The following is a 23,244-nucleotide window of genomic DNA, read 5'->3' on the forward strand; positions in this document are numbered from 1 at the left end:
CGCGCGTGGTAGTATTGAACAACGTTCCCACGCACGGACTCGCAGAGTCCACGCTACTCCGGCCTAGAAATCAGTCGGCTCGCCGAGGTAGGCAAAGTCGTCGATTTCTTTTAATAACCCCTGCAATTTGTCGCGCACCATCTTGTAAGCGAAGCCGCCGAGCAATAGGTGCACGGGCGGGTTAGGCAGGCGCACGAGCTGGTACATAGCTTCGGCGGCCTTCACGGGGTCGCCGGCCTGGTTGCCGTCGCGGCCCAGCGAGGCCTTGAGACCCGCGCCCACGGTGCTGGCGTAGTCGGCGATTTTATTTTCCGTGTAGGTCGCCGACTCGCCCGCCCACTTGGTGCGAAACGGCCCCGGCTCGACGTTGGTGACGTGGATGCCCAGCGGCTTCACCTGCGCAGCCAGCGACTCGCCGAGGCCTTCAAGCGCAAACTTCGAGGCGTTGTAGATGCCTGCGTGCGCCATGCCGATAAAGCCGCCCACCGAAGTTACGTTGAGAATGTGGCCGGCCCGGCGCTCGCGCAGGGCCGGCAGCACCGCCCGAATCACGCGTAGCGGCCCCATCATATTCACGTCGAACTGCCGGATAGTTTCGGCTTCGGTAATCTCTTCAATGCTGCCCAGCGAGCCGTAGCCGGCATTATTTACGACCACGTCGAGGTGGCCGGAAGCGGCAATGACGTGCGCCACGGCCCCCTTTATCTGGTCGGCGTCGGTCACGTCTACCAGCACGCCCAGGCTGTGGCCGGGCTTGCGCTTCGTAAATTCAGCAACTTGCTCCGGCTTGCGGAAGGTGGCGGCCACACGCTCGCCCTTGTCGAGCAACAGCGTTGCCAGGGCTTCGCCGAGGCCGGTGGAGGCGCCGGTAATAAACCAGGTTTTTTGGGTATCAGGCATGAGATACGTCTTGTGGAATGAGGGAGCAAGACACGCAGCGGAGGCTGATTGTTTGGTGATTTATTATTTATGTACAAGTTTTAATATACAATAAAGTACTTATTTTTGATAAGCAAAAAAAATTATGCGATTGACCTGGCAAACCAAGGGCAGCCTCTCTCCTGAGCCTTTAAAGCTGTTTGGGTCAGCGCCGATGGCGCGGGACAGAGCCCCGTGCCATCGGGTGAAGCTATAGTCGGACAAGTCACTTTTCACCCCCTGGGCATACAGCGTATATTTGATAATGCAAAATAGCCTTTTACAACTCTTTTGAGCGTAGTTACTTATATGACAAGCATTAAGCTACTTCGGTTAGCGCATATACTTACCGCTGGTTAGGATTTCTTCGCATGAAATACAGTTTCCTTTTGTCCCTCCTGCTACTAGGCGCAGGGCAGCGCAGTAGCGCGCAAACAGGGGCCGAGCGGCTGCGCACCTATCGCACCACTATTGCCGCGCTCAACGCGGTGGACTACCAGGTAGAACGAAATGACACCTTCGGCGAGGGCGACGTCTGGCACCATACTGGCCAGGTGATGCTCCAACGCAACCCCAAAAGCAGATTGCTCGGCGTGAGCTTTTTTGCGCATCGCCCGGATATAGGTGCGTCCTATTATTACAATGGCAATGTAGGCTTCGACCTTGACGATAAGGTCAAGACCTTCCAAATTGTGAAGGAGCCTTATGCTCCGTCAGTGCTAGGTAGTCCGGCCGGGCAAATGCTAGTAGAAGAACTTCTCGCTATTGACACTACCTACCAAAGCGTTACGTACAGCACTAGCCCACAGGGTGGGGTGCTACATTTACGTTATCCTGACCAACCAACTGTTGACGTCCTGAACCGTTCTACCGACTTGTTTCTCGATGGTACAACCGGTCTGGTCCGCATCGTGCGCACGTCAATGGTACGCGGAGGTCGCCCCTGGATTACGCGCAAACTGCTCACAAAAGTCCAGCTTAACGCGGCCGCTCAAACGCAAGTGCTGCAAGCCCCAGCTTTTCTAACCGAGTACAGTCCTGTTGTACCGGCTCCCGCACCCGTAGCAGCCCCTTCGCTGCTCGGGCGGGCGGCCCCGCCCTTTCAGCTGGTGAGTTTTACGAAGGCCCCCATTAAGCTGCAGGCCTACCGAGGGAAAGTGGTGGTACTAGACTTTTGGGAAACGTTCTGCGCGCCTTGTATCGCCTCCATGCCCAAATTGCAGCATATGCAGGACACTTACCCCAGCCAGGTAGTCGTTATGGGGGTGCTACTAGACTCCTCTAAGGAGGCTATCCTGCGAGCAGCAGGCATTTTGCATCGCCAGCGGGCAACGTATCTGCAAGTGATGGGGACCCCTGCGCAGCAGACAGCGTATCACGTCACTGGTTTTCCCCACTATGTGGTGATTGGCAAGGATGGGAAAGTGGTATTGGATAAAGAGGGCGGCAGCAACATGCAAGCAGTAGCCGCCGCTATTAAACGTGCAGTAGCAAACTAATTATTGCTAGTAGGTGAAATCTAATACCTTGTCAGGTGAAATAATCTATCACTACCGATGGCAAAATGCTATATTATCACGTTGACCTAGCAGGAGCGGGCTTCGTTAAGGGAGGTGGTGCAGCACAAGCGGGTCGCCAGCACGCGGTTGGTACGGGCGCAGTGCCTGCTGGCTGTGACCACCAATGGGTTAGGCTGGACGGACGCGCAAACTAGCTAGGCCTACGCCGTGAGCACGCGCACCTTGGAGCGCCTGCGCCAGCGTGCCCCTGAAGCGGGGGTCGAGGCCGCCCTGCTCGGGCAGCCGCCGGGTGCAGGTCGAAGACCGGCTCACCTTCGCCCGCGTGGAGACCCGCCTGCTTGACGAGGACTGCGCTCAGGCCGAGCGCGTGACGGTCGTACTCGACAACTTGTCGGCCCACCAGCCGGCGGCTTTTTACGAGCGTTTTTGACCCGGCCCGCGCCCACGCCCTCTTGCAGCGGGTCGAGTTTGTGTTCACCCTTAAGCACGGCTTATGGCTGAAGATGGCTGAAATCGAGTTTGCCGCCGTGCTCACCCACGGCCTGCCCGAACGCGTGCCAGACCGACTGGCGTTGGAAGCCTAGTGCCAGGCCTGGCAGAGGGCCCACAACCAGCGCGGAAAGCTTACCAGCTGGCAGTTCACCACCGCCGAGGCCCGCCTTAAACTCAAACTATTGTACCCGACAACCAACTAGATTTAATCTACTAGCGCATACCTACTATCAGCAAGCGGTGCCCATCTACCTTGCAAAAGTTGGCCCTACTCACTGGAAAACGAGGCTAGCACAAAGAAAGGCTGGTCAGCCTTCGATTAGGCTTACGCCATCCCTTCCCCGCCCCGGCGCTACCTTCGGGCTTCAATTGCCCAACCGTATTTAAACCGCCCGATGGCCGTTTCTGCTTCGCTTACCCCCCGCCCGCGCCGCTGTGGCAGCGGGCCTGGCCACACGTGCTGGCCGTGTTGTTCTTCGTGGTGCTGGCCGTGGCCTACTTCGCGCCCATCGTCTTCAACCACCAAACATTAGCGCAGCACGATATTACCCAGTTTCAGGGCGGCGCGCACGAAACGCAGCAGTGGGCCGCCGAGCACGGCCACGAGCCGCTGTGGACCAACTCCATGTTCTCGGGGATGCCGACCTACCTCATCTCGGTGCACTTTCCCGGCGACTTGTTCGTGTTCGTGCAGAAGGCCGTGGCGCTGGGCCTGCCCGGCGTGGTGAGCAACCTGTTTGTGGCCTTGCTCTGCGGCTACGTGCTGCTGGTGGCGCTAGGCGTGCGCCCGCTGGTGGCGGTGGCCGGCGCGGTGGCGCTGGGCTTTTCGAGCTACAACCTCGCCATTCTGGCGGCCGGGCACAATACCAAGTCGTGGGCGCTGGCCTACGCGCCGCTGGTACTGGGCGGCCTGCTGCTGGCTTTTCGGCAGAACAAGTGGCTGGGCGCAGCGCTCTTCACGCTGGGCCTGACCATGAACGTGCGGGCCAACCACCCGCAGATTACCTATTACCTGGGCTTGCTGGTGGCTATTTATGGCCTCATGGAGCTGGTGGCCGCCATTCGGGCCGGGCGCTTGCCCGATTTTCTTAGCCGCGTAGCCTTGCTGGGCGTGGGTGCGCTGCTGGCTATTGGCGTGAGCTTCGGCCGCCTCTATACCACCTACGAATACAGTAAATACAGCAACCGCTCGCCCTCTGAGCTAAAAGCCTTGCCGCCCCAGCCCGGCCAGCCAGCCGCGCCCAGTGCCCGGCAGCAGGACCGCGACTACGCTTTTGCCTACAGCTACGGCGTGGGCGAGACGATGACGCTGCTGGTGCCCAACTTCTACGGCGGCAGCAGCGCCATGCCGCTGGGTAAAGACTCGCACCTGGCTGCCGCCGGCCTACCCGAAGAATACCTGGGCAGTATGCCCACCTACTGGGGCGACCAGGCCTACGTGGCCGGCCCGGTGTACGTGGGCGTTACGGTGTGCTTTCTGTTTGTGCTTGGGCTGTTTGTGGTCGATAAGCGCACGCGCTACTGGCTGCTGGCGGGCACGCTGCTCTCGTTTGTGCTGGCCTGGGGTAAGAACTTTGAAACCATTAACAACCTGATATTCGATTACCTGCCGGGCTACCGCAGCTTCCGCGCCGTGAGCATGGGCCTGGTAATAGCCCAGCTGGCTATGCCGCTGCTAGCCGCGCTGGCGCTCTCGCGCATACTGCGGCCACGCCCGGTAGCGGGGCCTCCAGGCGCAGGACCCGCTACCGAGCCGATGCATCCGGCGCTGGCCAAAGCTGCTCGTGCAGCCGCTGGCACACCGGCCGTGGTGGTCGAGTCGGCCGATTACCAGCTACGCACCCGGCAATTGCTATATGCCGGAGCCATTACGGCGGGCTTCCTGCTGCTGAGCTGGATTGCCAGCCTGAGCTTCGATTATGCCTCCCGCAGGATGCCGGGCTCTCACAAAGCGGCTTTACGCCCCAGTTGATGACAGCGCTGCGCGCCGACCGTGCCGATTTGCTGCACAACGATATCTGGCGCGGACTGCTGTTTGTGGGCCTCACGCTGGCGGCGCTGTTCTTTTACCTGCGGGGCAAGATTGACGCCCGCCTTGCCGCGCTGGCGGTGGCAGCACTGGTCTTGCTCGACCTCTGGACGGTGGACAAGCGCTACCTGGGCGAGAAGAATTTCCAGAACGAAACCATTGTCGAGAGCTTCCAGCCTTCGCCCGCCGACCAGCAGATACTCCAGGACAAGGACCTGAGCTACCGCGTGCTCAACCTCGGCAACCCGTTCAATGAGGCGCGCACCTCGTACTTTCATAAGAGCATCGGCGGCTACCACGGCGCCAAGCTGCGCCGCTACCAGGACCTCATCGAGCGCCAGATATCGCAGAATAATACCGGCGTGCTCAACATGCTGAACACACGCTACGTGATAGTGCCACCTCAAAAGCAGGGCGAAGCCGAGCAGGTGCAGCGCAACCCCGGCGCGCTGGGCAATGCTTGGTTTGTGCGTGAGCTACGCGCCGTAGACAGCCCTGACGCCGAGATGAATGCCCTCACTACTCTCAATGCCAGGCAGGTAGCAGTAGTTGACACGCACAAGTTTCCCGACGTGAAGCCGGCGGCGTATCCTGACTCGTCGGCTACCATCGCCCTCACCAGCTACGCGCCCGACGCCCTCACCTACCGCTACTCGGCCGCCCGGCCGGCCACGGCGGTCTTCTCCGAAATCTATTACGCCGATGGCTGGCAGGCTTTCCTCGATGGCAAGCCGGTGCCCCATTTCCGGGCCGACTTTGTGCTGCGCGCCATGCAGGTGCCGGCCGGCGCCCACGAAATCAAGTTTGTGTTCGAGCCCAAAGAATATAAGATTGGTAATACGGTGTCGCTGCTAGCCAGCATCGGCGTACTGCTGGCGGTAGCGGCGGCAGGCGTATTCGGCTTCCGGCAGCGCCGGGTTGATGAGAACGGTGACACTGCCAGGGCCGCCTAACCTCGCCGGTCATTGCGCTCGAAATGACAAACGATTTTTTACTTCCTATACCCCACCCCATCGCCGAGCGCCACGGCGTGCGCCTGCTGCTCTGGCGCGACGACCTACTCAACTCCGACCTGCCGGGAAATAAGGCCCGTAAGCTCAAATACAATATACAAGAAGCCATTTGGGAAGGATTTACGAACCTGCTTACTTTCGGCGGGGCGTACTCCAACCACCTGGCGGCGGTGGCAGCCGCAGGACGGCTCTATGGGTTTAACACTATTGGCCTGGTGCGTGGCGAAGAGCACCAGCCCCTCAACCCGACCCTGGCGCAGTGCGTGGCCGATGGCATGGCTCTGCACTATCTCGACCGCGCTACTTACCGCCGCCGCAATGAGCCGGAATTTTTAACCGATATCCAGCAGCAGTTCGGCCACCCCTATCTGCTGCCCGAGGGCGGCACCAATGCGCTGGCCCTGCGCGGCGTGGCCGAGCTTATCGGCGAGCTGCGCCGGCACACCGACTTCGATGCCGTGGCCGTGGCGGCAGGCACCGGCGGCACCCTGGCCGGCCTGGCGCTGGGCCTGGCCGAAGCCCCCTACCCGGCCCGCGCGATAGGCGTAGCGGCCCTGAAAGGCGCTGATTTTTTGCGCGGCGAGATTGACGCGCTGACGCAGGCCGCCGCTAACCGCCCGCTCACCAACTACGAGCTGCACACCGGCTATCACTTCGGCGGCTACGCCAGGCTGCCGCCCGAATTAAGGGCATTCATTCAGCAGTTTCAGGCCGATTATGGTGTGCTGCTCGACCCTATCTATACCGGCAAGCTACTTTTTGGCGTGCTTGACCTTCTTAAAAAAGGGCACTTTACGCCCGGCAGCACCGTCGTAGCCGTGCATACGGGAGGCCTGCAAGCATGGGCGGGGTTCCTGTAGGCAGTAAAAAACCCGTGGCCGGGAAAGCGCTTGCTCACCGCTTGCTGTTGGCCGTGAGCTGCAAAGCAGCCAGCCCAAACACAAACGGCAGCACCGGGGCCAGAAAGCGCACGTCGTAGTCATCAACGGTGAGCATAACCACCGCGGCTTGCAGCAGCGGCACGCCGGCCAGAAACGCCCGCGCCGGCAGCCACACGTCGGCGCGGCGGATGGCGCGGACTGCCAGCCAGTACAACGGCCACAGCACTAGCACACTCAGCAGGCGATGACCAAGTGAATAGTAGGGCTTCACGCTGCTGAAAAACACGAGGAGCTTACCCAGCATGAGCCGGGCCAGGAAGCCGGGATTGTGGGCGGCAAAGTACAGCACCCGCGACATCTGGCCAATGCCAGCGGGCGGCATATCGAGGGGCGCGCCTGGATGAATAGCCCATACTGGCGTAGCAAACATTAGCTCGCCGCGCTGGTAAGTTTCTACAATAAAAAAGCTGATTAGCTGATAGTTGAGCCACCACACCACCAGCGGCACTGCCAGCACGCCCAGTCCGATGGCGCCCCAGAAAAGCCGGCGCTGCCGGGTGTAAAGCACGGCCAGCCCCGCGACCCCAGCGGCCCCAGCTACAACGAAGCCATTGGGCCGCACCAGCGCCGTGAGCAGCAGCAGGCTCACCAGCAGTACCCAGGCCCCCCAGCCGCCGGCGCGCACCCGCACCAGCGCCCAAAACGAGAGTACCGACAAGCTGATGAACAGCGACTCGGTGAGCAGGTAGCAGTTGAACTGCTGCACATCGGGCCACGCGATAAACAAGGCGGTAGCCACCGCAGCGGCGCGCCCGCCCGGCGCCAGCCGCCTCACTGCCGCGTACAGCGCCCGTGCCGCCACCCCGGAAACAGCCAGCTGGGCCAGCACAATGCCCCACCAGCCGGCGTGCAGCCGCAGCCACACGCTCTGAAACCAGGGGTACAAGATGTAGCGCTGATTGTGCTCGTACTGAAACGTATCGACCCCGTTGTTGGCAATGGTAGCCGAGGCGGCCCCCGGCTCCAGCTGGTAGTAGCCGTGGGTGGCCAGGTTGGCAGCGTAGTTAAGGTAGCGAGCGCTGTCGTTGGCGTAGTGCGGGCCGTGAAACTTGAGCAGAAATCCAGCCTGCACCAGCAGCCATAGCCCCAGCAGCAGCCAGGGGTGCACCCGCCAGCAGCGTCGGCCAAGTATAGCAACGAAGTGTGAAAGCGAGCGCATAGCGGGCCAAAGCTACACCCGCGGCCAGCTCACGCGTACGGGCCGCCGTAGCTTGCGCGGCGCTTGCCCGTATAAGCTACGGCTTAGCTTACTGCTGCCCTTATGCTGCCCCGCCTCATTCGCCGCCTGTTTCCGTTGCTTGCTCTCGTTGCCCTGGGGGTGTTTTTGTGGCGAAAAATCGGTTCCACGCTGGCAGCGCGTGAGCCGCAGGTGACGGTGACGCACAACACGGTGCTTACCCAGGTAGAAGCCCTGGGCAAGCTGGAGCTGGTACGCTACCGCTTTAAGGACGTGGTAGAGTACAAGCGCTCGGCCAAGTACCCGTTTTTGCCCGATGCCAAGGCCGCGCTCATCGTGGGCGGCGAAGCCGTGGGCTGCCTCGACCTGCGCCAGCTAAGGCCCCAGGATGTGACGTTTGAAGGCGACTCGGTAGTGCGCATCATCCTGCCGGCCCCGGAGCTGTGCGCTTTTCAGGTCGACCACAGCCAGAGCCGGGTATTCAGCACCGAGAATGGTTTTTTTCAGGATGCCGAGCTCGTTGATGAGGCCTATCGCTATGCCGAGGCGCAGGTACGCCGCTCAGCCCTGCAATCGGGCATTCTGGCCGAAACCCAGCGCAACGCCCAGCAGATTCTGGTGCCCATGCTGCACACGCTTACGGGCGGCGCGTGGTTATTGGCGGGCGGCTCGTGGCCCCGGTGCCGCCGCGCAAGCTGTAAGGCCCTACCTATATTTCCTTGACAAAAAAACTGTTAGCTTTTGCCGCGCCCTGTGTCCCAGCCAAACGCCTGGCCCCCTAAAACATCTTTACGAACCCTGCTGCAAGAAAGCATTAATCATTTCTTATATTAAGCTCACCTAACGCTTCCTGAATCAGGTCCGACTCGTAGCCTTTTTGCGTGAGGTAAGCCATGAGCTTCATCTTGCGTTTCAGGGGGTGGGCTTCTTTTTCGCGGGCATCGCGCTGGCCAAGCAGCTGCTTGAGCTTGTCGAAATACTCATCGCCATCGAGCTCTTTGAGGCCGCTTTTGATGCAGTAGTCACTCAGGCCTTTCGCCTTCATCTCCAGCCTGATGCGGCGACGGCCCCAGCCGTTGGTGCGATGCTTGCCGCGGGCATACGCCTGGGCATAGCGCTCCTCGTCGAGCAGCTTCTCGCGGCCAAGGCGGATAATAATCTCGCCGGCTTCGTCTTCGTCGAGGCCGTAGCTTTTCAGCTTGTCGGCAACCTCCTTCTGCGTACGCTCCTGGTAGGCACAATAAGCCGCGATTTTGGGTAGCGCCTCACCGGGCGTATAGGTCTTAGAAGCCTTATCGGGGTTTTTAAACATAAAAAATGCAGTGAGCCGCCGTAAAGTACGGAAACGAAGTAGCGGCGGGGCCGTTGTAGCAGGCGAGCCGCCGGCCTAAGCCAACGATTGGCGAAGCCCAAACGTGCCGGCGTGCCGGGGCTACTTGCCTTTGCCTCTATGCGCGTTTCGCCCGGAATCCTCTATATGCTGGCCTCGACGGCCATGCTGGCCGTCGTCAACGTAGCCGTAAAGAAGCTGGCCGACGTGCCCACGGCCGAAATTATTTTTGCCCGCTGCCTTATCTCACTTCTGCTTACCAGCTGGCAATTGCACCGCACCGGGGTGCCCGTGTGGGGCCCGCCCGAAGCGCGGCCCAACCTGCTGGGGCGGGGCATTTTTGGGGCCGGCTCACTTATTCTGGGCTTTCTGGCGCTGAAGGTGCTACCGCTGGCCGGGGCCATTACGCTCAGCTACCTGGCCCCGGCCGTAACGGCGATAGCCGCCATCTGGCTGGTGAATGAGCCGCTACGGCCCTGGCAGGGCGTGTTTTACGCCGTAGCCATCGCTGGCGTAGTGCTGGCCAAGGGCACGGCCGGGCTACTTTCGGCAGGGGTGCTGCTGGGGGTAGGGTCGGCAGTATCGTCGGGGCTGAGCAGTGCCTTTTTGCGACGGGTAGGCGCTAAAGTTGCGCCACTGGTACCGGTATTCTACTTCAACATCGTGCCCCTGGCTATTGCTTCCGTCTGGATGCTTTTTGGCTGGAAATGGCCGCAGGGCAGCGATTGGCTATGGCTGGCGCTGGCCGGCGTACTCACCCACGTAGCGCTGTGGTGCATCACGCTGGCTTTTCAGGAACAGCAGGCCGGCTTCCTGGCCGCCCTCGACTACCTGGGCCTTATCTACGCCACGGCGCTGGGCTATTTTGTATTTGGCGATACCGTAAAGGCTACCGTCTATCCGGGCATTGCGCTGGTGCTGCTGGGGGTGGGCCTGAACGCCTGGTACTCGGCGCGGCACCAGCAACACTCTGCCTAAAGCCAGTGGGCTGCCAATCGCTGCCCTGCTGGCAGGCCTCTACCTGAGCGGAGGCCCTATCTTGCCGACTGCTTTAGAAGGGTATTTGCTTATGGTTATCACTACTCGGGTGCGGTTTTACTTGGCGCTTAGCTGTTGGCTATTGCTGGCCGGCGCGGCGCAGGCCGGCATCATCAAGGGCAAGGTTAGCGGCCCCGACGGCGCGGGCCTGCCTTTTGCCAATGTGGCCGTGCGCGGCTCGGCCACCAGCACGGGCTCCAATGAGCAGGGCCAGTACCAGCTACGGCTTAGCGCAGGTACCTACCAGCTTGTTTTTCAGTATGTAGGCTACCGCCCGCGCACCGAAACCGTGCGCGTGCCCGCCAACGACTCTACCGTGACTTTTAATATAACGCTGGTTCCGGAGTCGTACAGCCTCACGGAAGTTACGGTGCGCGGCTCCGACCGCGACCCAGCTTACGCCATTATTCAGCACGCGCAGCAGTGGCGGGCCTACCACCAGCGCGAGGTAGCCGCTTTCCGGGCCCGCATCTACATCAAAAGTCTGGGCCGCCTCAGCGAAACGCCCAGCAAGATTTTCGGCCTTATAAAAGTCGGCCCCGACGTTAAGCCCGGCATTTTTTATTTATCCGAAAGCTTGTCCGACATTGCCTTTACGCAGCCCGATGTGGTGAAAGAGCACATGCTGTCGAGCCGGGTCAGCGGCGACTCGCACGGCATCAGCTTCAACCGGGCCAGCGCCGGGCGCGGCCTCAGCTTTTATAATAACCTGGTAAAATCGGGCTTTTCGGAGCGCGGCTTCGTATCGCCGATTGCCGCCAATGCGCTGCTTTTTTACCAGTACGAGCTGGTAGGCAGCACCCAGCAAAACGGCGAGCTGGTGCATAAAATCCGGGTTATTCCGCGCCGCCACTCCGACCCGGTTTTTGCGGGTTTTATCTATATAGTAGATGGCTCATGGAGGATACATTCCGTAGACCTGCGCCTTACCAAAGATGCCCAGCTCGATTACGTCGACGACCTGCACATCGAGCAGCTGTTTGCCCCCGCGTCGGGTGCGCCACACGCCTGGGTTATTCAATCGCAGAAGCTGGCCGTCGATTTTTCGGCCTTCGGCTTTAAAGGCACGGGCTACGTCACGGCCGTTTTTTCCAACTACGACCACGTAGTGCCCACTTACCCCGCACCGCCCGAGGCAAGGCCCCTGGTGCCGGCGCCCGGCAGCCCGCCCAGTACGCCGCCAGCCATAGCGCCCGTTACCACCAAGGAGCTGACGCGCCAGATTCGGCGCGAAAAGCCCAACCTGGCGGGCCTCAACCGGCAGGTGCGCCGCCAGGTGCAGCAGGCCCGGCACGACTCGCTGCGCCACGACCCCATTGCCCGTATGAGAAAAGGCGAGGTGCAGCTCATCGAAAAAGGGGTGAACGAGCGCGATACCACCTACTGGAGCCAGGTGCGCCCGGTGCCCCTCACGGAAGAAGAAAAGATTGACTATCATAAAAAAGACAGCAGCGAGGTGGTACGCAAGTCGCGCCCCTACCAGGACTCCCTCGACCGCAAGCGCAACGCCCTTAGCCCCGGCAAGCTGCTGCTCACGGGCTACACCTACAGCAATAGCTTCGCCAAGCGCAGCTTCGTAGTAGCCCCCATCTTCAACGAGCTGCAATACAACACGGTAGAAGGGTACGTGCTGAATGCCCAGGCCACCTACACCCAGCGCACCGACGACCGCCGCTTCGTGAACCTGACGCCTACTTTGCGCTACGGCTTCAGCAACAAGCAATTGCAGCCCAGCCTGACCGCAAACTGGCAGCTCGACGCGGTGAAACTGCGGCAGCTTGGCCTGGTGGCGGGTCGCACTATTGAGAACTTCGACCGCAACTCGCAGCTCACGCCGTTTATCAACACCACGTATTCGCTTTATGCCAACCGCAACTACGCCAAGCTCTACCGCCGCGATGGGGCCGAGCTAAGCTACTTCTGGGAGCCGGTGAATGGGCTCACGGTGCGCGGCTCGGCCAGCTACTTCAACCGGGTGGAGCTGGTAAATACGGCCGACTATCTCTGGCACGACGTGCCGGGCCGGGCCTTCACCCCCAACCAGCCCGTGGCCGAGGAAGCACCGCAGGGCACCGGCTTTGGCAGCAGCCAGGCCGCCACCCTGGGCCTGAGCCTCAGCTACAAGCCCGGCCAGCGCTACATCACCCGGCCCGATGGCAAGTTCAACCTGGGCTCGAAGTGGCCGACCTTCAACGTGCAGGGCCGGCTGGCCGTGCCGCACCTGCTGGGAGCCGACGTGCGCTACCTGCTGCTGCAAGCCTCAGTGCGCCATACTATGCAGTTCGGGCTGCTGGGCACCTCCACGGTGCAAGCCGTAGTGGGCGGCTTTGTGGGCAAGCAGGAAGGAATGACGTTTGCCGACTACCGCCATTTCTCGGGCAACCGCACCCTGCTGGCGGCTAACTTCAATGAGTTTCAGCTGCTCGACTACTACCAGTACAGCACCCGCGCCAGCTACTTCGAAGGGCATTTCAACCACCATTTTAATGGCTTTATCTTCAATAAAATTCCGCTGCTACGAGCGCTGAAATGGCAGGAAGTCATGTCTCTCAATTACCTGCATACCGCTCAGATTGGACATTATGTAGAGCTGGGGGCGGGCGTGGAGCACATTTTTAAAGTAGTACGCGTCGACTTCTATACCGGGCTGCAAAGTGGGCAGCGCGTGGGTACGGGCATACGCCTGGGGCTGGGTTTCTAGACCACAGATTGGCGCGGATTTTACCGGATTTCACGGATTTTGTGGACGGAGCGCGGGTATTTCCGGTGGGGTTTTGTTTGTATAAAGTGCCTCGATGACATCGGCTGCGCTGCTGCCGACGAAGCATAGAAATTCGTCTGGGCCGCCGTAGACATTATCGCCATCATTCCTCAATACAGCAATGTCTAAAAAATGCTGTCAGGCTCCTCCCTTCTTTTTCGGAGAGGAGCGGGGGAAAGTGCTTAGCGAGGTGTGCAGCAGCGCGCCTCTTACTTTACCTCTTCATAATCCACATACTCGCCGCCGCGAAATTCGTGCTTATGCTCACCAGGCGCGGTGGGCGGCACATAGTCGACGCGCACCTGGCCGGGCCTGGTAGTGGGCTCTTGCGGCGGTGCCTGTTGGCCGCCCATCGGGCCAGCGCCGGGCGGCGCATAAAATCCGCCTTGCTGCGCCTTATGCACCTGCTGCCGCACAAAGCTGCCCAGCACTGCCCGCAGCACCTGAGGCAGCACAAACCGTACAAGTAAAAAAAACAGCAGTAGCGAAAGCGTGAAAGCCATGAGCAGTTTGAAAAGAAAGGCAATTTACGACGGGACCGGGCCTGGGTTCTGGGCGGCGCTGCTGCTGGCGGGCCTCACTAGCCTGGCCGCCAGTCCTCATTGGCTGGCTACGCCCGACTTTGCCGGGCTATACCGCCCGGTACCCGACCGGCTGCGGCCCATAGTGCGCCGCGAGGGCGATAGTCTGCGTATTTTTCTAAACCGCCCAGCCCCCGCTCCGGGTTCCGCGGCCACCATGCTGCGCCTCACCGGCTGGGCTACCTACGAAGCCAAGCAGCCGCTGTGGCAGGAAGTACGCGCCGCCCGCCCCTACCCCGGCAGCAACCCGGCCGCCCCGGTGCAGGTGCTGACGGCAGCTGTGAGCGCGGCCCGCCTCACGGCGGGCGCAGTGCTGCAAGTGAGCCTCGACAAGCCCTCGCTTACCAACCAGCCGCCCAGCCCTGACCAGGACGCGGCCACTACCGCCTGGCTACGCCTCACACCCGAGCTGCTGAGCCGCCCCTTCGTACTGCTCGACTCGACCGGGCTGGTGCTCGACCGGCCTTATCTGAATGCCGGCGAAGGGGTGGCAGTAGCCACGTATGGGCCGGTGCAGCCCGTACGCTGGCGGCGCTACCCCACCGGCACGCCGGCCCTGCCACCCTTTACCGACCCGCGTAGCCAGGCCGCCGCCCCGCGCACGCTGGGCATTATCGATTCGTCGGCGGCGCCAGTGCCGGCGGGTAGTCTGCTGCGCCTTCCTTCGCAAGGCTTATATGCGCTGAAAGTTGGCGGCGCGGGCGGCGAGCCCAGGCATACGGTGCCGCTGCTGGTAGTGCCAGCCAGCTTTCCCGGCCAAAGCACCGCCCCCGAGGTTATTGAGCCCCTGCTTTATCTTACCACAGCCGCCGAGCGCCAGGCCTTGCTGAAAGCGGCTGACCCCAAGCGGGCAATTGACCGCTTTTGGCTCGACGCAGCGGGCGGTGACCAGGTGCGGGGCCGGGAGATGATACGGCGCTACTACAGCCGCGTAACCACTGCCAATGAAGTATTTACCGGCCACAAAGCTGGCTGGCTTACCGACCGGGGCCTGCTTTACGTGGTGCTGGGGCCGCCCCAAAGCGTGCGCCGCCTGCCCAGCGGCGAAGAGCGCTGGCACTATGACCAGGCCGGCCGCCAGGGCGAGGCCGTGGCCTTCACCTTCCGGCCCCGCCCTAGTACCTTAGCGCCTGATAACTACGAACTGGTGCGCCGACCCGAGTACGAAATGCTCTGGTATGCCGCCGTAGAACAATGGAGAACAAGGACGACCGCCCGCTAAACGACGGGTTCAGCGACGACTACGTGCCCCGCCGCTTTCGCGAAGGTGCTGCTAACAACGAGCGCCGGGCCGGCCGGCCGGCCAGCGGCGACGACCGCCGCCGTACCGGCAGCAACGACGGAGCCAGCAGAGCCCGCCCCAGCGCCCGTTTTATGATGAGCGCGGCCGGCAGGTCACGCCCAACCGACCGGCCGAAGGTCGGGGCCAGGAGCGCGGCAGCAGTCCCGTTTATAAAGAGCACACTACCCGCCCCGCTGCCGACCGTAGCATCGACATGCTTTTTGGGCTGCGCCCCATTCTGGAAGCGCTGAATGCGGGCCGGACGCTAGACAAGATTTTCCTGCTGCGGGGCACCAAAAACTCGCTCACGCAAGATATCTCGGCCCTGGCCCGCGAAGCCAACGTACCTGTGTCGCTGGTGCCGCTGGAAAAGCTCGAAGGCCTCACCCGCAAAAACCACCAGGGCGCGGTGGCATTTGTATCGCCTATCGACTTCGCTCCGCTCGACTCGCTGCTGGCCGGTTTGTTTGAGGATGGAAAAGTGCCCTTTCTGCTGCTGCTCGACCGGGTGACCGACGTGCGCAACTTTGGCGCCATTGCCCGCACCGCCGAGTGTATGGGGGTGCAGGCGCTGGTAGTGCCCGCGCACGGCGCGGCCCAAATCAACGGCGATGCCGTAAAAACCTCGGCCGGCGCGCTCAACATCCTGCCAGTATGCCGCGAGGCCGACCTGCGCCAGACCATCAACTTTCTGAAGGAGAGCGGCCTTACCGTTATCGCCTGCACCGAAAAGGCCGATGCCGACCTCGGCCACACCGAGCCCGCCAGCCTTAGCGGCCCCATCGCCGTGGTCATGGGCTCGGAGGAAGACGGCATCTCGCCCGAATTGCTGCGCCTCTGCGACCAGCGCCTGCGCATCCCGATGAGCGGCCAGATTCAAAGCCTGAACGTGGGCGTCGCCGCCGGCATCATGCTGTTTGAAGTGGCGAAAAGCCGGGGGTAGCTATTCTGACAACGATGAGCCAGCTAGTATCATCCAGGTCTTGGGATTCTATTGAAAGCCATTTTGTTGACTTAAATAGCCAAGGGTGGCATCAGGAAGAATTGCTAGCGCTGGTGCAGCATATTAAAGGCACCTCATTGGCTCAACGGGTTTTTGCTGTTACGTCTTTAGATGAGTTGGTCATTAGCAAGTACACGCCCTTTGCCATACACCACGAAGTAGTACGGGTCAGATATGACCGCAGCCAGCAAGCTTTTCTTTTTAATTATCTTCTTGAACAGCTGCCGGAGCCAGAGGTGCAGCGGAAATATCCAGCGGAACTTGGGATAGAAAAATTCAACCTATTTATGCGTTGGCTAAATTGGTAACATCCGCCAAGTAAGAGTGGCCCGGCCCCGTAAAAACAAGCCGGCTCCCGCAGTCAGTGGCAGGAGTGAAAGTAAAATAACCAGGACTCCTGCCATGTGCGGGAGCCCTGGTTATTTTTATATGGCAGGCGCTAATTATACCCTACCCCCTTCTTGGCTTTCACGTCGGCCACAAACTCTTTCACGCGCTGCTCTTCTGAGCGCTGGCAGATGAGCAGCACGTTGTCGTGCTCGGCCACAATGTAGCCTTCGAGGCCCTGCACCACCACCAGGCGCTCGTGGGGTGTTTTAATGAGGCAGTCGCGGGTATCATAGAGCAGCACCTCGCCATCAACTACGTTGCCCTGGGCATCGTGGGGGCTCACCTGGTGCAGCGAGTCCCAGGTGCCGAGGTCGCTCCAGCCGATATCGGCGGGCAGCACGTATACGTTATCGGCTTTTTCCATCACCCCGAAATCGATGCTGATGTTGCGGCAGCGCGAGTAAGCCTCGTCGATAAAAGCGGCTTCCTGCGGCGTGCCAAGCTGGGTTTTCCCCTCGTCAAATACCTCAGCTATATCGCTCAGGCACTGGTGAAAAGCCTCGATAATGACATCGGCCCGCCACACAAAAAGGCCGGCATTCCATAGAAAGTCGCCGCTATCGATAAACATGCGGGCCAGGTCAGCATTCGGCTTTTCAGTGAATGTTTTCACCTTATAAAGATTGCTGTCGGGCAGGCGATGAACAGCATCATCCATATATTGAATGTAGCCATACCCAGTATCCGGCCGGGAGGGCTGAATACCCAGCGTAATGAGCACCGCGTGCTGGCGGGCCGCCACCACCGCTTCGCGAATCAGTCGCCGAAACTCTTCCTCGCGCAGCACGGCATGGTCGGCGGGGAGATGATTAGCGTAGCCTGCGGGTCGCGCTGGGCAATGCAGTAGCTGGCGTAGGCAATGCAGGGACCCGTATTTCGGCCAATGGGCTCACCCAGAATCTGACTGGGTGGCAGCTCGGGCAAATGCTCGTGTACCAGCCCGATATAGTCGCGATTGGTAACTACAAATACGTTTTCGGGTGGGCAGATGCCCCGAAAGCGGTCCACGGTAAGCTGTAGCATGGAACGCCCTACCCCCAGCACATCATGAAACTGCTTGGGGTACTGAGTGCGGCTGAACGGCCAGAAGCGACTGCCGATACCGCCCGCCATCACGACGAGATAAGTATGATTCATGGGGCGATAGGTGGGAGGGCGAAAGAGTAAAGTGCAAAAGGATGGCAGCGGCGCGGCTTACCCTCCGGCCGGTTGGCTGGATAAGGCCAGTGGCGCCGCATTGGCGGCGGCTATTCGCGTGAGGCGCAGCGCCCCGTCGTAGTAGCCCCGGGCAGCCCGGCGGCGCAGCTGCCGCAGCTCGCTAAAGCCGCCGAGGCCGCTTAGAAAGCTTACTTTGCTGCCGGCCGCGTCATTCCAGCGCACAGGCTGCTCAAGCAGGCGCAGGCCGGCGCGGTAGGCCAGGTACAGCAGCTCCACATCAAACCCGAAGCGGTCGAGCACGGCGGCCTCCACCACGGGGCGGCACACGGCCAGCCGAAAAGCTTTGAAGCCACATTGCGTGTCCCAGTAAGGCAGGCCGGTAGCCAGCCGCATTACCAGGTTGAAGACCCGGCCGCTTTGCTCGCGCAGCCAGGGCTGATGCACCCCGATAAGGCTGCGGTCGAGCGCCCGCGAACCAAAAACGACATCATAGGTGCCCGCCAGCAGGGGATTCAGCAGCTTGGGCAATTCTTCAATGGGCGTCGAGAGGTCGGCATCCGAAAACACGGCCACCTGCCCCTGCGCCGCCAGCAAGCCCTGGCGCACGGCATAGCCCTTACCCCGATTGGGCTGGTAGCTAAGCACGCGGGTACTTACCCGGCCGGCGTGGTCAGCAAAAAAAGCTTCCGCTACCTGGGCCGTATCGTCGGCCGAGCCGTCATCTACTACCAGCACCTCGCTGGCATACGGCTGGGCATCAAGATACTTTAGTACCTGCCTGAGCGTGTGGCCTAAGCGCGCGCTTTCATTGTAGGCTGGGATAAGGAAAGAAACCAGGGAGGCTGCACTCGGAAACACAAGTAGTGTGAAAAGAACAGGAAATATAAAGGAAAAGGCCGCTATCAACGTTAAAATTCAGCTTAATAAATATTTTTTAAATCATATATTATAAATATTAAACTTATGACTTCTTATACCAAACCTTCTCGCAGCAAGTCGTGCAAGTGAATGAACCCGGCAAACTGTCCGTTCTCCGTTACTATCAGCTGCGTGATATTGCGGGCCTGCATCCGGGCCAGGGCTTCGGCGGCAAACTCGGTGAGTTCAATGGTAGCCGGGTGAGGCGTCAGAATATCGCGGGCGGCAACTGTTTCCAACTCGGCCAGGTGGCCGCGGCCCAGCATCCGGCGCAGGTCGCCGTCGGTGATGATGCCCGCCAGGCGGCCGGCTTCGTCGAGCACTGCGGTGGCACCCAGGCGCTTACCCGAAATTTCGAGCAGCACATCGCGTAGCGGCGCGGCCAGGCTCACCTGCGGGCGCTGGTTCTGGCGGCTGAGGTCACCCACCGTCAGATACAGCTTTTTACCCAGGGTGCCGCCAGGGTGGAGGCGCGCAAAATCTTGGGCCGAAAACTGGCGGCTTTCGAGCAGGCACACGGCCAGGGCATCACCCAGGGCCAGGGCGGCTGTGGTGCTGGTAGTAGGGGCCAGGTCGTGGGGGCAGGCCTCGCGGCGCACCGGCGCGTGCAGCACAAAATCGGCCTGCTTGGCTAAATACGAATCGGCATTGCTTACGAGTGCGGCCAGGGGCACGCCTTTGCGGCGTAGCAGCGGCACCAACACCTTTATTTCGGGCGTGTCGCCGCTTTTGCTGATGGCAATGACGAAATCTTCGCCCTGAATCATGCCCAGGTCGCCATGAATGGCATCGGCGGCGTGCATAAACAAGGCGGGCGTGCCCGTCCCGTTGAGCGTAGCCACCAGCTTGCCGGCAATGTGGGCGCTTTTGCCCACGCCCGTCACAACCACGCGGCCCCGAAGAGCCAGTAGCGCCACCACGCAGGCAGCAAAATCGGGCGTAGCGCCCACGGCCTGCGCGACGTCGCGCAGGGCATCGGCTTCGGTAAGCAGCACCTGACGGGCCACGGCCAGCACATCAACGGGGGCCGTCGCAGCGGCAGGAGGAGTGGAAGTCGGTTGCACGGCCAAAAATACGCTGCATAAGTGTGACATGGGTCACAACAGCGCGCAAAGGAATGCACACGAACCGCCCCGCGGTTTAGGACTTTGGCAGCCTTGGTTCGGAACTTTTCTGAAATGTTACGTGTCGATGGCCGATTTTAAAAGAAAAGTTCACTTCCTGCTTATCTTCGCTAATAACCTACGCGCTCCGCCTCGCCTTATTTTGCTAGTCTATGTCACTGACCGCCGTTGAAGAACCAGTTATTGCGACTGCTGAATTAAAAACCAAGCTTAAGGAAGTATTCGGTTTTGGTCAGTTCAGAGGAACGCAAGAAGCTGTTATTCAGAATATATTAGCTGGCAACAATACATTCGTCATCATGCCTACCGGGGCAGGCAAGAGCCTGTGTTACCAGCTGCCGGCGCTGGTGCTGCCGGGGACGGCCATCGTTATCTCGCCGCTTATTGCCCTGATGAAAAATCAGGTTGACCAGCTCTCGGCATTTGGGGTAAACGCGCAGGTGTACAATTCTACGCTGACCAAGACGGAGATGAACCGCGTCAGAAAAGACGTGATTTCGGGCGAAGTACGGCTGCTATACGTGGCGCCCGAGAGCCTGACCAAAGAAGACACTATTGCTTTTCTCCAAAAAGCCAGCATCTCCTTCGTGGCCATCGACGAGGCGCACTGCATCTCGGAATGGGGCCACGATTTCCGGCCCGAGTACCGCAAGATTCGGGGTATTATTGACAACCTGGGCGGGCGCATTCCGCTGATTGCCCTCACGGCCACGGCCACGCCCAAGGTGCAGCTCGATATCCAGAAAAACCTGCACATGGACGACGCGAGCGTGTTTAAAACGTCGTTTAACCGCACCAACCTCTACTATGAGGTGCGGGCCAAGCGCAATACCAAGAAGCAGCTGATTCAGTACGTGCAGTCGCACAAAGGCAAGGCCGGCATTATTTACTGCCTGAGCCGCAAGAAGGTAGAAGAAGTGGCCGAGCTGCTGCGCGTCAACGACGTGCGGGCCCTGCCCTACCACGCCGGGCTCGACCCGCACACGCGCATGAACAATCAGGACGCGTTTCTGAATGAGGACTGCGACGTGATTGTGGCAACTATTGCCTTCGGCATGGGCATCGATAAGCCCGACGTGCGCTTTGTTATTCACTACGACGCGCCGAAAAGCATTGAGGGCTACTACCAGGAAACCGGCCGCGGCGGCCGCGATGGCCTGGAAGGCAACTGCCTGATGTTTTACAGCTACGATGATATTCTGAAGCTCGAAAAATTCAGCAAGGACAAGCCCGTAACCGAGCGCGACAATGCCCGGCAGCTGCTGCTGGAAATGACGAACTACTCGGAGAGCGCCGTGTGCCGCCGCCGCCAGCTGCTGCATTATTTTGGCGAACACCTCGACAAAGACTGCGGCTTTTGCGACAACTGCCGCCATCCGAAAGAGAAGTTTGACGGCACCCGGCACGTAGGCCTGGCGTTGCGGGCCGTGGTCCAGACCGAAGCGCGCTTTGGGCTGGACCACGTGGCGCAGGTGTTGCTGGGGCTCAATAACCCGCACATCGAAAGCTACGGCCACAGCGGCCTGCCGGTGTACGGCCAGGGCAAGGAGCTGAGCGGCGATATGCAGCACTGGCAATCGGTGTTGCGCCAGTGCCTGCTCAACGGCCTGCTGGAGAAGGATATCGACTCTATCGGCCTGGTTCGCATCACCGAAAAAGGCATTGATTTTATCGAAAATCCGCATCCGTTCACGCTGACCAAAGACCACGATTTTGAGGCCGAGAAGCAGGAGGAAGAAGATGAGGAAAAGGTGCAGCAGGCTGCCGGCCACGACGAGGCGCTGTTTACCCTGCTGAAGGAGCTGCGCAAGCAAGTAGCCAAGCAGAAAAACCTGCCGCCCTATGTACTCTTTCAGGACCCCAGCCTGAAAGAAATGGCTACTACCTACCCGCAAAGCCTGCACGAGCTGACCCATATTTCGGGCGTAGGCCAGGGCAAAGCGCAGAAGTTTGGCGCGCCCTTCGTGGCGGCCGTCAAGAAGTATGTGGAAGACAACGACATCGAAACGGCGGCCGATGTCATTATTAAGTCTACCGTCAACCGCTCAAAGCTGAAAATATATATTATTCAGCAGATAGATAAGAAAATGGATTTGGCGGGTATTGCCCGCAGCCAGGGCATTTCGATGGCCGACCTGGTAGAGGAAATTGAGCATATATGCTACTCGGGCACTCGCCTCAACCTGGACTATTACATTCAGGATGTGGTAGACGAGGATAAGCAGGACGAGATTTTCGACTACTTTATGTCGGCCAGCTCCGACAATATTGCCCTGGCAATGACTGAGCTCGGGCCCGATGACTTTACTGAGGAAGAGGTAAGGTTAATGCGCATCAAGTTTCTGAGCGAAGTGGCTAATTAGACCACGGCTTAGCGCGGATAATAGCGGATTTCACGGATTTTGTGGACGGCTTCAACGGTGTTGAGGCCGTCTTTTTTTATATTTTGCTTTATTTGTATTTATGCTACTTGATACCCGTTTCCACGACCTTACCAGAAGAGTTATCGGCTGTGCGATGCGGGTACATAGTGAGCTTGGCAGCGGCTTTCCTGAGTTGATTTATCAACGCGGACTAGCGGTGGAGCTAAAGCAGGAAGGGGTTAGTTTGCAAGGGGAGATTCAGTTACCCGTTTTTTATAAAGACCCCGCTATCGGTGCCCGGCGCGCCGATTTTCTAATTGAGGGTCAGGTACTGGTTGAATTAAAAGCCGTGAGCGTATTGTCTGATGCACACTATGCACAAACGATAAACTACCTGAAAGCTTATCGGCTGGAAGTAGCTCTACTCCTAAATTTTGGTGAAGCCAGCCTTAGGTTACGACGTCTGCTCCATAATCCTACCCGCCAGCCCAGGGTATAAAAAAGACGGCCTCAACACCGTTGAAGCCGTCCACAAAATCCGTGAAATCCGCTATTATCCGCGCTAAGCCGTGGTCTAGCAATACTCCTCAAAAGCGCCTTGCAGGTTGTTCACAATGCGCATGAGGTCAGAGCCTTCAATGTGGTAGCGCTCAATCATATGCACCAGCTCACCATCTTTGAAAAGGCCGATGCAGGGCGACGAGGGCGGGTAAGGCAGCAAGTGCTCGCGCATTTTGGCCACGGCATCGGTTTCCATGCCGGCAAAAACGGTGACCAGCTTAGCCGGCTTTTTATCGGCACTGGCCAGGGCCAGCTTCAGGGCGGGGCGGGCCTTCGCGGCGGCACAGCCACACACCGAATTAACGGCAACCAGCACGGTGCCTTCTTTCTCGGCCAGCGCCGCATCGACTTCCTGGGGCGACATCAGTTGCTCAAAGCCTGCCTCTACCAGGTCCTGGCGGATGGGGCGACCATGTATTCGGGGTAAACAGCCATTTTATACAGCAGAAAAGTTACTAGGAAGGCGCAGAGAAGCAGAACTGCTTCCTGCACCACTACAAAAATACGGCCTGGCCGCATTAATGCAGTACAAGCCCCGTAGCTAGCAAAAGGTTCGGAAGCGCCAAGCCCGGCTGCCGCCCCAACAGCCCGATTGCCTGCTTGCTATTATCTTGCTTCACGGCGGCTAGTAGCCTCATTATGAAG

General features: G+C 59.9%; 20 protein-coding genes and 2 pseudogenes. 14 read left to right on the plus strand and 8 right to left on the minus strand.

All coding sequences use genetic code 11. From position 1 onward, the window contains the following. Positions 1 to 63 precede the first annotated feature (63 nt). Positions 64 to 900 (minus strand): oxidoreductase, encoded by an 837-nt coding sequence (locus GKZ67_RS14660; protein WP_173243665.1) that lies wholly within the window; start codon positions 898 to 900, stop codon positions 64 to 66. A gap of 407 nt (positions 901 to 1,307) precedes the next feature. Between GKZ67_RS14660 and GKZ67_RS14665 the strand changes: the two genes are divergently transcribed. The 5 genes and pseudogenes from GKZ67_RS14665 to GKZ67_RS14685 all read left to right on the plus strand — a co-directional run bounded on the left by GKZ67_RS14665 (position 1,308) and on the right by GKZ67_RS14685 (position 6,832). Then, positions 1,308 to 2,417 (plus strand): TlpA family protein disulfide reductase, encoded by a 1,110-nt coding sequence (locus tag GKZ67_RS14665; RefSeq protein WP_173243668.1) that lies wholly within the window; start codon positions 1,308 to 1,310, stop codon positions 2,415 to 2,417. 379 nt (positions 2,418 to 2,796) lie between these two features. After that, positions 2,797 to 2,960, plus strand: a pseudogene (locus GKZ67_RS23710) (IS630 family transposase); the annotation flags it as partial. Positions 2,961 to 3,387: 427 nt separating this feature from the next. Then, positions 3,388 to 4,902 (plus strand): hypothetical protein, encoded by a 1,515-nt coding sequence (locus GKZ67_RS14675; protein ID WP_173243674.1) that lies wholly within the window; start codon positions 3,388 to 3,390, stop codon positions 4,900 to 4,902. Beyond that, the gene (locus tag GKZ67_RS14680) at positions 4,902 to 5,912 is read left to right on the plus strand and encodes a YfhO family protein (protein ID WP_173243677.1); all 1,011 of its coding nucleotides are present in this window, start codon (positions 4,902 to 4,904) and stop codon (positions 5,910 to 5,912) included. Before GKZ67_RS14675 ends, GKZ67_RS14680 begins: the two co-directional genes overlap by 1 nt. Positions 5,913 to 5,935: 23 nt before the next feature. Beyond that, entirely contained in the window at positions 5,936 to 6,832 is an 897-nt protein-coding gene (locus tag GKZ67_RS14685; RefSeq protein WP_173243680.1) for a 1-aminocyclopropane-1-carboxylate deaminase/D-cysteine desulfhydrase, read from the plus strand. A gap of 34 nt (positions 6,833 to 6,866) precedes the next feature. Here GKZ67_RS14685 and GKZ67_RS14690 read toward each other — a convergent pair whose 3' ends face one another. Further along, positions 6,867 to 8,072 carry a hypothetical protein gene (locus GKZ67_RS14690; protein WP_173243683.1) on the minus strand — a complete coding sequence of 402 codons (1,206 nt, stop codon included), beginning with the start codon at positions 8,070 to 8,072 and terminating at the stop codon, positions 6,867 to 6,869. Between the two features lie 102 nt (positions 8,073 to 8,174). Here GKZ67_RS14690 and GKZ67_RS14695 point away from each other — a divergent pair, with 102 nt between their 5' ends. Then, entirely contained in the window at positions 8,175 to 8,813 is a 639-nt protein-coding gene (locus GKZ67_RS14695; RefSeq protein WP_254244849.1) for a DUF4230 domain-containing protein, read from the plus strand. Between the two features lie 91 nt (positions 8,814 to 8,904). Here the strand turns inward: GKZ67_RS14695 and GKZ67_RS14700 are convergent, their stop codons facing one another. Then, complete coding sequence (locus tag GKZ67_RS14700) at positions 8,905 to 9,402, minus strand: regulatory protein RecX (protein ID WP_173243686.1); 498 nt, start codon at positions 9,400 to 9,402, stop codon at positions 8,905 to 8,907. A 138-nt stretch (positions 9,403 to 9,540) separates the two neighbouring features. Here GKZ67_RS14700 and GKZ67_RS14705 point away from each other — a divergent pair, with 138 nt between their 5' ends. After that, positions 9,541 to 10,398, plus strand: a complete 858-nt coding sequence (locus GKZ67_RS14705) for a DMT family transporter (protein WP_173243690.1) — start codon at positions 9,541 to 9,543, stop codon at positions 10,396 to 10,398. A 91-nt stretch (positions 10,399 to 10,489) separates the two neighbouring features. Then, the gene (locus tag GKZ67_RS14710; protein WP_173243693.1) at positions 10,490 to 13,159 is read left to right on the plus strand and encodes a DUF5686 and carboxypeptidase regulatory-like domain-containing protein; all 2,670 of its coding nucleotides are present in this window, start codon (positions 10,490 to 10,492) and stop codon (positions 13,157 to 13,159) included. Between the two features lie 269 nt (positions 13,160 to 13,428). On the opposite strand, the gene GKZ67_RS14715 is transcribed toward GKZ67_RS14710, so the two are convergent. Next, on the minus strand, positions 13,429 to 13,722 hold the full coding sequence (locus tag GKZ67_RS14715; RefSeq protein ID WP_173243695.1) for a DUF4834 family protein: 294 nt from the start codon (positions 13,720 to 13,722) through the stop codon (positions 13,429 to 13,431). 7 nt (positions 13,723 to 13,729) lie between these two features. On the opposite strand from GKZ67_RS14715, the gene GKZ67_RS14720 reads away from it, so the two are divergent. The 4 genes from GKZ67_RS14720 to GKZ67_RS14735 are packed head-to-tail and all read left to right on the plus strand — an operon-like array spanning position 13,730 to position 16,393. Further along, complete coding sequence (locus tag GKZ67_RS14720; protein ID WP_173243698.1) at positions 13,730 to 15,022, plus strand: GWxTD domain-containing protein; 1,293 nt, start codon at positions 13,730 to 13,732, stop codon at positions 15,020 to 15,022. After that, the gene (locus GKZ67_RS14725; protein ID WP_173243701.1) at positions 14,995 to 15,333 is read left to right on the plus strand and encodes a hypothetical protein; all 339 of its coding nucleotides are present in this window, start codon (positions 14,995 to 14,997) and stop codon (positions 15,331 to 15,333) included. The genes GKZ67_RS14720 and GKZ67_RS14725 overlap by 28 nt, the downstream gene beginning before the upstream one ends. Continuing rightward, positions 15,297 to 16,025 carry a 23S rRNA (guanosine(2251)-2'-O)-methyltransferase RlmB gene (gene rlmB, locus GKZ67_RS14730; RefSeq protein WP_173243704.1) on the plus strand — a complete coding sequence of 243 codons (729 nt, stop codon included), beginning with the start codon at positions 15,297 to 15,299 and terminating at the stop codon, positions 16,023 to 16,025. Before GKZ67_RS14725 ends, rlmB begins: the two co-directional genes overlap by 37 nt. Positions 16,026 to 16,039: 14 nt before the next feature. Further along, positions 16,040 to 16,393 carry a hypothetical protein gene (locus GKZ67_RS14735; protein WP_173243707.1) on the plus strand — a complete coding sequence of 118 codons (354 nt, stop codon included), beginning with the start codon at positions 16,040 to 16,042 and terminating at the stop codon, positions 16,391 to 16,393. A 131-nt stretch (positions 16,394 to 16,524) separates the two neighbouring features. Here GKZ67_RS14735 and GKZ67_RS14740 read toward each other — a convergent pair. The 3 genes and pseudogenes from GKZ67_RS14740 to GKZ67_RS14750 all read right to left on the minus strand — a co-directional run bounded on the left by GKZ67_RS14740 (position 16,525) and on the right by GKZ67_RS14750 (position 19,615). Further along, positions 16,525 to 17,612 (minus strand): annotated as a pseudogene (locus GKZ67_RS14740) (mannose-1-phosphate guanylyltransferase). A gap of 57 nt (positions 17,613 to 17,669) precedes the next feature. Then, positions 17,670 to 18,491, minus strand: coding sequence for a dolichyl-phosphate beta-glucosyltransferase (locus GKZ67_RS14745; RefSeq protein WP_173243710.1), 822 nt, complete (start codon positions 18,489 to 18,491; stop codon positions 17,670 to 17,672). A gap of 113 nt (positions 18,492 to 18,604) precedes the next feature. Next, positions 18,605 to 19,615 (minus strand): SIS domain-containing protein, encoded by a 1,011-nt coding sequence (locus tag GKZ67_RS14750; RefSeq protein WP_410505021.1) that lies wholly within the window; start codon positions 19,613 to 19,615, stop codon positions 18,605 to 18,607. 212 nt (positions 19,616 to 19,827) lie between these two features. Between GKZ67_RS14750 and recQ the strand changes: the two genes are divergently transcribed. Further along, positions 19,828 to 22,038, plus strand: a complete 2,211-nt coding sequence (recQ, locus tag GKZ67_RS14755; protein WP_254244850.1) for a DNA helicase RecQ — start codon at positions 19,828 to 19,830, stop codon at positions 22,036 to 22,038. 100 nt (positions 22,039 to 22,138) lie between these two features. After that, on the plus strand, positions 22,139 to 22,537 hold the full coding sequence (locus GKZ67_RS14760; RefSeq protein ID WP_173243716.1) for a GxxExxY protein: 399 nt from the start codon (positions 22,139 to 22,141) through the stop codon (positions 22,535 to 22,537). Between the two features lie 75 nt (positions 22,538 to 22,612). Here GKZ67_RS14760 and GKZ67_RS14765 read toward each other — a convergent pair whose 3' ends face one another. Beyond that, positions 22,613 to 22,963, minus strand: a complete 351-nt coding sequence (locus GKZ67_RS14765) for a BrxA/BrxB family bacilliredoxin (protein WP_173243719.1) — start codon at positions 22,961 to 22,963, stop codon at positions 22,613 to 22,615. Between the last annotated feature and the right edge of the window lie 281 nt (positions 22,964 to 23,244).

The organism is Hymenobacter sp. BRD67, from assembly GCF_013256425.1.
Classification (GTDB): domain Bacteria; phylum Bacteroidota; class Bacteroidia; order Cytophagales; family Hymenobacteraceae; genus Hymenobacter.

Coding starts and splice junctions, on each gene's coding strand:
- GKZ67_RS14680 (WP_173243677.1), top strand. CDS start 4,902: ATGACAGCGCTGCGCGCCGACCGTGCCGATTTGCTGCACAACGATATC.
- GKZ67_RS14725 (WP_173243701.1), top strand. CDS start 14,995: ATGGAGAACAAGGACGACCGCCCGCTAAACGACGGGTTCAGCGACGAC.
- GKZ67_RS14705 (WP_173243690.1), top strand. CDS start 9,541: ATGCGCGTTTCGCCCGGAATCCTCTATATGCTGGCCTCGACGGCCATG.
- GKZ67_RS14735 (WP_173243707.1), top strand. CDS start 16,040: ATGAGCCAGCTAGTATCATCCAGGTCTTGGGATTCTATTGAAAGCCAT.
- GKZ67_RS14765 (WP_173243719.1), bottom strand. CDS start 22,963: ATGTCGCCCCAGGAAGTCGATGCGGCGCTGGCCGAGAAAGAAGGCACC.
- GKZ67_RS14700 (WP_173243686.1), bottom strand. CDS start 9,402: ATGTTTAAAAACCCCGATAAGGCTTCTAAGACCTATACGCCCGGTGAG.
- recQ (WP_254244850.1), top strand. CDS start 19,828: ATGTCACTGACCGCCGTTGAAGAACCAGTTATTGCGACTGCTGAATTA.
- GKZ67_RS14710 (WP_173243693.1), top strand. CDS start 10,490: ATGGTTATCACTACTCGGGTGCGGTTTTACTTGGCGCTTAGCTGTTGG.
- GKZ67_RS14715 (WP_173243695.1), bottom strand. CDS start 13,722: ATGGCTTTCACGCTTTCGCTACTGCTGTTTTTTTTACTTGTACGGTTT.
- GKZ67_RS14685 (WP_173243680.1), top strand. CDS start 5,936: ATGACAAACGATTTTTTACTTCCTATACCCCACCCCATCGCCGAGCGC.
- GKZ67_RS14690 (WP_173243683.1), bottom strand. CDS start 8,072: ATGCGCTCGCTTTCACACTTCGTTGCTATACTTGGCCGACGCTGCTGG.
- rlmB (WP_173243704.1), top strand. CDS start 15,297: ATGCTTTTTGGGCTGCGCCCCATTCTGGAAGCGCTGAATGCGGGCCGG.
- GKZ67_RS14660 (WP_173243665.1), bottom strand. CDS start 900: ATGCCTGATACCCAAAAAACCTGGTTTATTACCGGCGCCTCCACCGGC.
- GKZ67_RS14695 (WP_254244849.1), top strand. CDS start 8,175: ATGCTGCCCCGCCTCATTCGCCGCCTGTTTCCGTTGCTTGCTCTCGTT.
- GKZ67_RS14760 (WP_173243716.1), top strand. CDS start 22,139: ATGCTACTTGATACCCGTTTCCACGACCTTACCAGAAGAGTTATCGGC.